Origin of the sequence: Endozoicomonas sp. YOMI1 (assembly GCF_024606345.1) — a bacterium.
GTDB lineage: Bacteria > Pseudomonadota > Gammaproteobacteria > Pseudomonadales > Endozoicomonadaceae > Endozoicomonas.
This window is the reverse complement of sequence record NZ_JAHHPM010000310.1, coordinates 1-8,163: the sequence shown is the minus strand read 5'-3', so window position 1 is coordinate 8,163 and position 8,163 is coordinate 1. Positions and strand designations below refer to the sequence as shown.

Sequence of the window (8,163 nt, the reverse complement as noted above, 5' to 3'; positions counted from 1 at the left end):
AATGCTCAGGTTTAGATAACTTTGAGCAGGTTTGAGCAAGTTTTTAGGAGCGGTTGATCCGCTTTGCCAACTCATCCGACACAGAGTCAACGCCATCCTGAAAAACAGCATTGCCGTGGCGGCCACGGCAATGGCCGCCGCACTTGTTCCCATGAACTTTTTCTTTAGGCATCTGTCCAACCATAGTCATGATTGTTAAACACTCGACTATTTACAAATCACAAGCTTAAAGGAATAAGAGTATGCAGAGCCTTCCCATCATATCGAAGGAAACTATCGGTGCAGCTTTCGAATTGCGGCTTTATGGCAGTAAATCCAGCAAGCCTTTCCTTTTGTTACAAGCCAGTTATGAAGGCTGCTACCATTGTTTTATCAGCCATTTTTTTGCCGGCAAGTCAATCAAGACCGCAGATTTTAAACCAGTTTCGGCAGTCTTTTCCAACGCTGACACCTGTCACATTCATGCACCGAACCGCACCTTCCGGTTCCATGCTCGTCCAATCCCCGACATTAATTCTCTGCTCTCTCCAAAGCCGGATGCTCAGACTGAAGCGACAAGCACGAACAATCCCCCTGCCGTTAATGGCTCCACCGTCGTTGATATTGTTGATAACACAGCATTACTACCAAAGGTTGCCGCCCATCCCGGCAAGCACCAGCCGTTAACTCCGGAAGATTTACCGTCACCGCCGGAGTTCGAACACACACACATCAGGGATCACTCTTACGCCATATCAGGGAAGTTTTAAAAATGGATACCAACCCCGTTAGCCAAACTAATGGCTATACCACTTTAGCTACTGCGACTAATGATCCGGCAGAAAAAGGCACCAGCAATGGTGTCGCCATTGTTCCTGCCCGGGACTTATCTCCATTACTGGCTCTGCCAAGGGAAATGATATCCCGGATTGTGGATTATTTATCGCACAGAGATGTAATGGCGATAGAAGAAACCTGTCGGTATTTACGGGATATAGCCGCCCCGATTCTGACGGCCAGAAGCAGGCCATGGTACAAACACTTCGAGCCATTACAACAGCAGCAATTCACCCAGATCGCCAAAAATATCAGTAAGCATGAACTAAGAGCCTGGCTGATGCAGTTTACCCGGGATGAAATGCTTGTCAGCAGTCTTTGTCGCCAGCTGGCTGAGGAGATGACAGACGAATTTGAGGCCCGGAACCCACAAAATATAACATTGTTCCCTCAACGCCTGTTTTACCTGGTGGGTCAATTCATGAATGACTCTCCAGTTTTGCAACCGGTTTTAGTATCAGACATTCAGTGCAAGTCCTATAAAGTCGACAAAGCCACACTCAGTCACGGTGCCAGCTACCTGGTGACCAACTGTTATGGCGCCGATTGCAGTGCCAAAATTCATGTCCTGGCAGCGAAGAATATTGGCTACCTGCAGATCCCCATTCCCCATGGAGGCTGGGTCAGGCAGGTCACCCTCAGCGCTGATAACTGCCATTTACTGAGTCACTGTACCACCCGGATGGTAAAAATCACCAGCCGTTCTGCCAATAACTGCTGGGCAGAGCAACTCGCCATTTCCCATAAAGACGAGATCAGATCGGCTACCTTCAGCCCCGACAGCAGAAATGCAGTGACGGCCAGCGGCGATAACAGTGCATGCATCGGCTCAGTAGACCAAGATGGCCGCTGGGCATTAACAGCGAGGATTACCCATGATGGGGATGTTCGTTCAGCAAACTTCAGCCCTGATAGCACCTTGTTAGTAACCGCCAGCGAAGACCACACTGCCAGAATCTACCGACGTGCAGATAACGGCACCTGGCGGCGAATAGCCACCCTGCAACATAATGGCAAAGTCATCTCAGCCAAGTTCAGCCCGGATGGCAAGCATATCATCACCGTCAGCGATAATCAGAATAATGATTCTGGTCAGACAGCAACGATTTACAGCGTTAACCCCGATGGCCGCTGGACAAAAAAAGCCGTTATTACCCACTCCGGCAGGATCTGCTCAGCCAGCTTCAGCCCCGACAGCCGCCATGCGGTGACGGCCAGTCGCGATCACACAGTCAACATCTTCAGTTGTGATACCGACAATAACTGGCAGATAAAAGAGGTCATTAAACATACCGGACGGGTTTCCTCTGCCAGCTTTAGCCCCAATAGTCTCCTGCTAATAACAACCAGTGATCACTCGGCGAAAATCTACGGGTTTGATGCAAACCAAAGGAGCTGGTCAGAGCAACTGACCATTGAGCATAAATATAAAATCAGTTCCACCCAGTTCAGTGCTGATAACCGCCATATTTTGGCAGTATCCGGCAACGACTCAGAAAAACCCAACAACCATTGCACAGCCAGCATCCACTCTCGTAACGCCAGTGGGGAGTGGCTGCAAAGCGCCAATATTGAGCCAGAGAGCGGGGTCTATTCAGGCCAGTTCAACCACGATGGCTCCCATGTTGTCATCAATGAGTGTGCAGGCAAAGCCCTGATCCTTGGCTATGAGGCAGATGGCAAATGGTCCCATAAAGCCGGCCTGGACCATCAATACGCGCTCAACTCAGCAGAATTCAGCGCCAACAGCAGCCACCTCGTCACCATTAGCCGTAGGGGTAAGCAAATTAAAGTCTGGCGCCTTTACGGAAAGGATGTAGCGCCACCGTCGCCCACGAAACGTAAACATGTAGCGTCACCGGTATTGCCGCCTGTGGGCAAAAAGGCTCGCAAGTCCGGTCCGCAGGTGAATGGATAAAGTCTGTCTGAGCATAGCGCCCGTAGCCAGTGGCATCAATTAACGGGGCTTATTTTCTATTTTTCCAGGTCAGTTCAGACTGAATCGATTTCATCCTGAGCCAGGTAGCGCCACTCCCCGGGCCTCAGGGATAAATCAAGGGCAATATCCCCAACCTGTTCACGATGCAGACTCATCACCTTATTGCCGATGGCCGCAAACATACGCTTAACCTGGTGATATTTACCCTCAGTAATGGTCAACAATACCTCTGAGGGTGCCAGAACTTCCAGTAACGCAGGTTTGGTCAGTGCCTTCTCACTTTTCAGTTCAATACCGCTGGCAAACTGCTCAATCAGTTCTACAGTCTTATCTTCCGGCAGAGGGTCGGCTAATTGAACACGATAGCGCTTGCCACACACTTTCACAGGTGAGGTCAATCGGTGAGACCATTGCCCATCATCGGTAATCAGTACCAGCCCTGTAGTATCTGCATCCAGACGGCCAGCGATATGGAGTGAGTAGGCCTTGGGAATATCCAGCAACGACAGAACCGATGGATAGACCTCATCCACATTGGAACAGAGCGTATCTTCGGGTTTGTTGAGCATGATATAGCGAAGCCCGCGAGTTTTAACCAGCTCACCCAGTAAACGGACTTCACAGTTATCCGGTACCTTGAAGGCACTGTTTTTCACCACAATGCCATCGCAGGTCACCTCACCTCGGTGCAGACATTTTTTGGCATTGGCACGTGAGAGCTCAGTACTTTCGCAGAGGTATTTATCTAAACGCATTCGGGGAAGACTATGCCTGAAAAGCGGGATGGTAATATTAAAGGAGCGTTATAGCCAGTAACAATGCAGGGAGTTGGTGAACATTCGCGCATATCAATTATCAATAAGCCCGGCAGGCTCCTGGTGACCTGATCGCCATTTTTTTGCAAAGTAGTTAATTGCTTGACTGTTAAATTTTATAACCTGAAAGATCAGCACTAACATCCACATCTGATGTCCTGGCAATAATTGGAACTATTTCCTGGGCTAATGATGTTGATTCTATAAAACCAATGCTTTTCTTTTAAGCCAAGAACTGGAACCCCATTGCTTTAGCCACCCCAAACCACTCACTATTTTATGAATTTTCACATATTGGCTTTTCACGTCATCAGTCATAAAATGCATCACCATTTATTCCCCTTATAAAAAATCGTATTTCCCCTATGGCCGAGGAACTCCCCATTGCTATTTTCTGAGCTGGCTCTCCATGAACGGGTGCAAAAAGCACTCTATGAACTCGGGTTTGAACAGGCCACCCCGGTTCAGGAACAAACCCTGCCCCTGGCCATGACCGGCAAGGATCTGATGGTCAGCGCAGAAACCGGCAGTGGTAAGACCGCCGCGTTTCTGCTGCCCATGCTCAACCATATGCACACCACCCCTTCGCCCAAAACCAGCACCCGGGCACTGGTGCTCGTTCCTACCCGGGAGCTGGGCCTGCAGGTGTTGAAAGAGTGTGAAGCACTGGCTCGCTACACCTACATCAAGGCAGGGCTGATCGTTGGTGGTGAGGACTACCGCCATCAGGTGAACACTCTGCGCAAAAACCCGGAGATCCTTATTGCCACCCCCGGCCGCCTGATTGAGCATATAAAAAACGGCAACCATGATTTCAACGACCTGGAATACCTGGTACTGGATGAAGCGGACCGCATGCTGGATATGGGCTTTGGTCCCGACGTATTGAGCATCGTTGAACAGTGCCATGGCGAACGCCAGACGTTCCTGTTCTCAGCGACCCTGGAAGCCCGGGGCCTGGGTGAAATGGCCTCCCGGGTATTGAACGATTCAACCCGTCTGAAGCTGAATTCTGTCCGGGAAAAACACGCCAATATCCACCAGCAGATTATTCTCTCGGACGATACCGCCCATAAAGAAAAACAGCTGATCTGGCTGCTCCGGAATGAAACCTATGACAAAGCCCTGGTGTTCACCAATACCAAAGCCCGGGCTGAGGAATTTGTTGGCAAAATCCGGGTGAAAGGCCTGAAGGTCGGCGTACTCCACGGGGACATGGACCAGCGGGCGCGTAAGCACATTATGCGCCTGCTGCAGGATGGCAAGATCAACATTCTGATTGCTACCGATGTCGCGGCCCGCGGTCTGGATATCAAGGGTGTAGAACTGGTTATCAACCTGGAAATGGCCCGTAATGGTGATGACTATGTCCACCGGATTGGCCGTACCGGGCGTGCCGGGGAACAGGGGCTGGCCATCTCCCTGATTGGGCCGGACGAATGGAATCGGATGTCGGGTATTGAACGCTACCTCCGGCTGCGTTTTGAGAAACGTGCCATCAAAGATCTGCTGGGCAGCTATAAAGGCCCCAAAAAGCTGAAGAGTTCTGGCAAAGCCGCCGGCAAGAAAAAACCGGCCGGTAAAAAAGGTGCGGGTAAAAAACAGTCGGCGGATAAACAACGTCACCGGGATAAGAAGAATGTAGGCAAACGTCGTACACCGGCGGCCGATGCCAAACCCGCTTCTGCAACCACCACTTCAACTGATTCCGGTTTTGAACCACCCAGGCGCAGGAAATAATACAACCTATGAGCAATAACCTACCTTTTTCCGCTCTTGGGCTGGATGAGTTGCTGATTCAGGCAGTTAATGAAGCGGGCTACCAGAATCCTACCCCGATTCAGGCCAAAGCGATCCCCATGGCCCTGACGGGCCGTGACCTGATGGCATCAGCCCAGACCGGTACCGGTAAAACCGCCAGCTTTACCTTGCCAATTCTGCACCGACTGGCGCAAATGAGAGCCAGTAAAGCCATCCGCGCCCTGGTGCTGGTTCCTACCCGGGAACTGGCCATTCAGGTTGACAATAGTTTCCAGACCTATGGCAAGCACACGGCTATCAAGACAGCTGCCGTCTATGGTGGCGTAAACATTGACGATCAGTTGCAGGTTCTGAATAAAGGCGTTGATGTCCTGGTGGCGACGCCGGGTCGCCTGGTGGACATGATCAACCGACAGCATATCCAACTGGACAGTTTGAGAATACTGGTGCTGGACGAAGCCGATCGCATGCTGGATCTGGGCTTCCGTGACGATATTCAACGCATTGTGCAAAACGCGCCGACAAAACGTCAGAACCTGCTGTTCTCCGCCACCTTTTCCAAAGACATAAAACAGCTGGCCCATGAATTCATGCGCCATCCGGTAAAGATTGAATTGGAAACCCCGAACTCTGCCGCTCAAACCGTGTCCCAGTCTTTCTACCCGGTAGACCAGCAGGACAAACCGGAGATTCTCAGCTATCTCATCCATGGTGGTCGCTGGCAGAAAGTGCTGGTGTTTGTCCGCACCAAAAAAGCCGCCAACAAGGTTGCCGAGCTTCTGGCAGAAGACGGCATCAATGCCCAGGCCATTCACAGCGATAAAAGTCAGTACCTGCGTATTCGCACACTGGAAGATTTTAAAGATAACTATTTTGATGTTCTGGTAGCGACGGATGTGGCAGCCAGAGGCCTGGATATCGAACAGCTGCCGCTGGTCATCAATTATGATCTTCCCAAAGTTCCGCAGGACTACATTCACCGCATTGGCCGCACCGGTCGCGCCGGACAGAAAGGCAGGGCTATCTCCCTGGTTAACCCGGAAGAGAAAAAGTTATTGGCCGGCATCCGGCAGCTGATCAAAAAACCGCTGGAAATTGAACCTCTCCCCTACTTTGAAGATGGCGAGGTTCGTCCCGCTGAGATTGATGAGCCAGTCAGTAAAACCCGAAACAAGCGGGCCAAAGCTGACCTGAAAACAGGAAAGCCTGCAATAAAACAGCGTTCGGGTAATAAATCACGGAATGGCAGCACCAGAAAGCCTTCAGGCACTACGCCCAAAGGAAAGAAAAGGCCTGCTGTCTTCTCTGGGAAAAAGCGGAAGTCCTGACCAGAAGCGCTGATTGATTTCAGCCAGATGAAAAAGCAATAAGCCGGGAATACCCTGCCTCTGCTGGCCGGGAATTGCCACCAAAGAAAGCGGGTGAAAAAGGTCGCATACAATGCAAGATATTATTGAAGAACTTCGGGAACGCGCTCTGGATGTCTCAGTCCCACTGGAACTGCCGGATGAAGACCAGCTGGTTGAAGTGGAAGAACAGATTCTGATCCCTCTCCCCTACGAACTCCGAGAGTTTCTGCTGCAAGTCAGTGATGTCATTTATGGCTCCATTGAACCGGTGACAGTCTCCGATCCCCAATCCCATACTTATCTGCCGGAAGTCGCTGCCAATGCCTGGGCTGAAGGTCTGCCGAGAGAGCTGATTCCCATTTGTGAATGCAACGGTGAATACTATGGCATTTCCGAAGAAGGGGAAGTGGTTCGCTGGGCTGATGGTGAAGTTACTGACGACAGCTGGCCATCGATCTGGTTATGGGTCCGGGATATCTGGCTGGAGAGCTAATATCTAAAAGAACTCTGATCATTATGGCCATGGCAGTGGATTAGGCAAAACCACAGCATGGCCAAAGAGATGGAGTGTGCCGCCGTTGCTGCAACCGCTCATCTTTACGGTATCGACTTTCTGCCCATCAAATCCGTGACAGATCATGTCGATTTCCATTGCTCATAAATATTTCCCTGGTCTGAAGGTTCTCCCAATATAACAGCGCCAAGATTATCTTTACTTATACAAATCCTGGTTATTTCATCTAAGGCGTTGTGGGTAACGAACATTTCGATGAATTGATCAAGTCTAACAGCTGCTTCCGTTCCTTGAAATTCACCATTCAAAAATTGTTCTACCTTTGATTTGTTTTGTTCTGCATTGTACCAGTTTAGAATTGGGTTGACTTGTTTAGGGACCCATAAGCCATAACCTCGAAATGCACCAGAACCATATAAAATTCCACAAAGCTGCACAGCAAAACGATCATAAACTTCTTTACCCATCAGATTTTTCAGCTGATCATAAGCAGCCCATTCCTGTTCGATAGCGATTTCAGTTGAATCGGTTGGTACAGAGCCATGGGCAACCTTAGGCTCAACAACAGTTATGGTGTCATGCTCGGCTAAGTCTTTTTTAATATTGCCACCTAATCTGTCAGATGAACTGTTATTAATGTATTTTTTTGCCAGGCTATCGCTGCTTGAAGCAGCATGAGTGTTTGAAAAGCCAGAAGCTGCCTGAGATAAGTTTGTAGAGTTATTTACTGGTTGCATATTAATAACTTCATTGACTGGTTAATTTCCCGGTAATTCACCAGAAGGCTGTCGGAGAATAGCGCCCGTAGCGAGGATTGCAAGAAAGAAATTGCGGCTAAAAATTTCTGATTCTGAGGACAATAGCTGGGCTATCCCAGAATATCCGCAAGCCAGTCAGAACGGTCATAATCAGACCAGCTAATCAATTCATCCAGCCCAAGCAGATCTTTAATTTTCTTCTCATAGGTTG

General features: G+C 49.7%; 8 protein-coding genes. 6 read left to right on the top strand and 2 right to left on the bottom strand.

All coding sequences use genetic code 11. The features are described 5' to 3' along the window. Positions 1-242: 242 nt before the first annotated feature. Together KDK15_RS11160 and KDK15_RS11155 are read left to right on the top strand one after the other, a co-directional pair. Entirely contained in the window at positions 243-749 is a 507-nt protein-coding gene (locus KDK15_RS11160; RefSeq protein ID WP_257295434.1) for a hypothetical protein, read from the top strand. A 2-nt stretch (positions 750-751) separates the two neighbouring features. After that, the gene (locus KDK15_RS11155) at positions 752-2,734 is read left to right on the top strand and encodes an F-box/WD repeat-containing protein (RefSeq protein ID WP_257295433.1); all 1,983 of its coding nucleotides are present in this window, start codon (positions 752-754) and stop codon (positions 2,732-2,734) included. A gap of 74 nt (positions 2,735-2,808) precedes the next feature. On the opposite strand, the gene rsuA is transcribed toward KDK15_RS11155, so the two are convergent. Further along, positions 2,809-3,510, bottom strand: a complete 702-nt coding sequence (gene rsuA / locus KDK15_RS11150) for a 16S rRNA pseudouridine(516) synthase RsuA (protein ID WP_257295432.1) — start codon at positions 3,508-3,510, stop codon at positions 2,809-2,811. Positions 3,511-3,954: 444 nt separating this feature from the next. On the opposite strand from rsuA, the gene KDK15_RS11145 reads away from it, so the two are divergent. The 4 genes from KDK15_RS11145 to KDK15_RS21275 all read left to right on the top strand — a co-directional run bounded on the left by KDK15_RS11145 (position 3,955) and on the right by KDK15_RS21275 (position 7,341). Then, positions 3,955-5,310: a DEAD/DEAH box helicase gene (locus tag KDK15_RS11145; RefSeq protein ID WP_257295431.1), complete on the top strand. Its 1,356-nt coding sequence runs from the start codon at positions 3,955-3,957 to the stop codon at positions 5,308-5,310. Positions 5,311-5,318: 8 nt separating this feature from the next. Continuing rightward, on the top strand, positions 5,319-6,659 hold the full coding sequence (locus KDK15_RS11140; RefSeq protein ID WP_257295430.1) for a DEAD/DEAH box helicase: 1,341 nt from the start codon (positions 5,319-5,321) through the stop codon (positions 6,657-6,659). Between the two features lie 112 nt (positions 6,660-6,771). After that, entirely contained in the window at positions 6,772-7,173 is a 402-nt protein-coding gene (locus KDK15_RS11135) for an SMI1/KNR4 family protein (protein WP_257295429.1), read from the top strand. A gap of 57 nt (positions 7,174-7,230) precedes the next feature. After that, positions 7,231-7,341 carry a hypothetical protein gene (locus KDK15_RS21275; RefSeq protein WP_373691365.1) on the top strand — a complete coding sequence of 37 codons (111 nt, stop codon included), beginning with the start codon at positions 7,231-7,233 and terminating at the stop codon, positions 7,339-7,341. Here KDK15_RS21275 and KDK15_RS11125 read toward each other — a convergent pair. Beyond that, positions 7,317-7,931: a hypothetical protein gene (locus tag KDK15_RS11125; protein ID WP_257295427.1), complete on the bottom strand. Its 615-nt coding sequence runs from the start codon at positions 7,929-7,931 to the stop codon at positions 7,317-7,319. The genes KDK15_RS21275 and KDK15_RS11125 overlap by 25 nt on opposite strands. Positions 7,932-8,163: the final 232 nt, after the last annotated feature.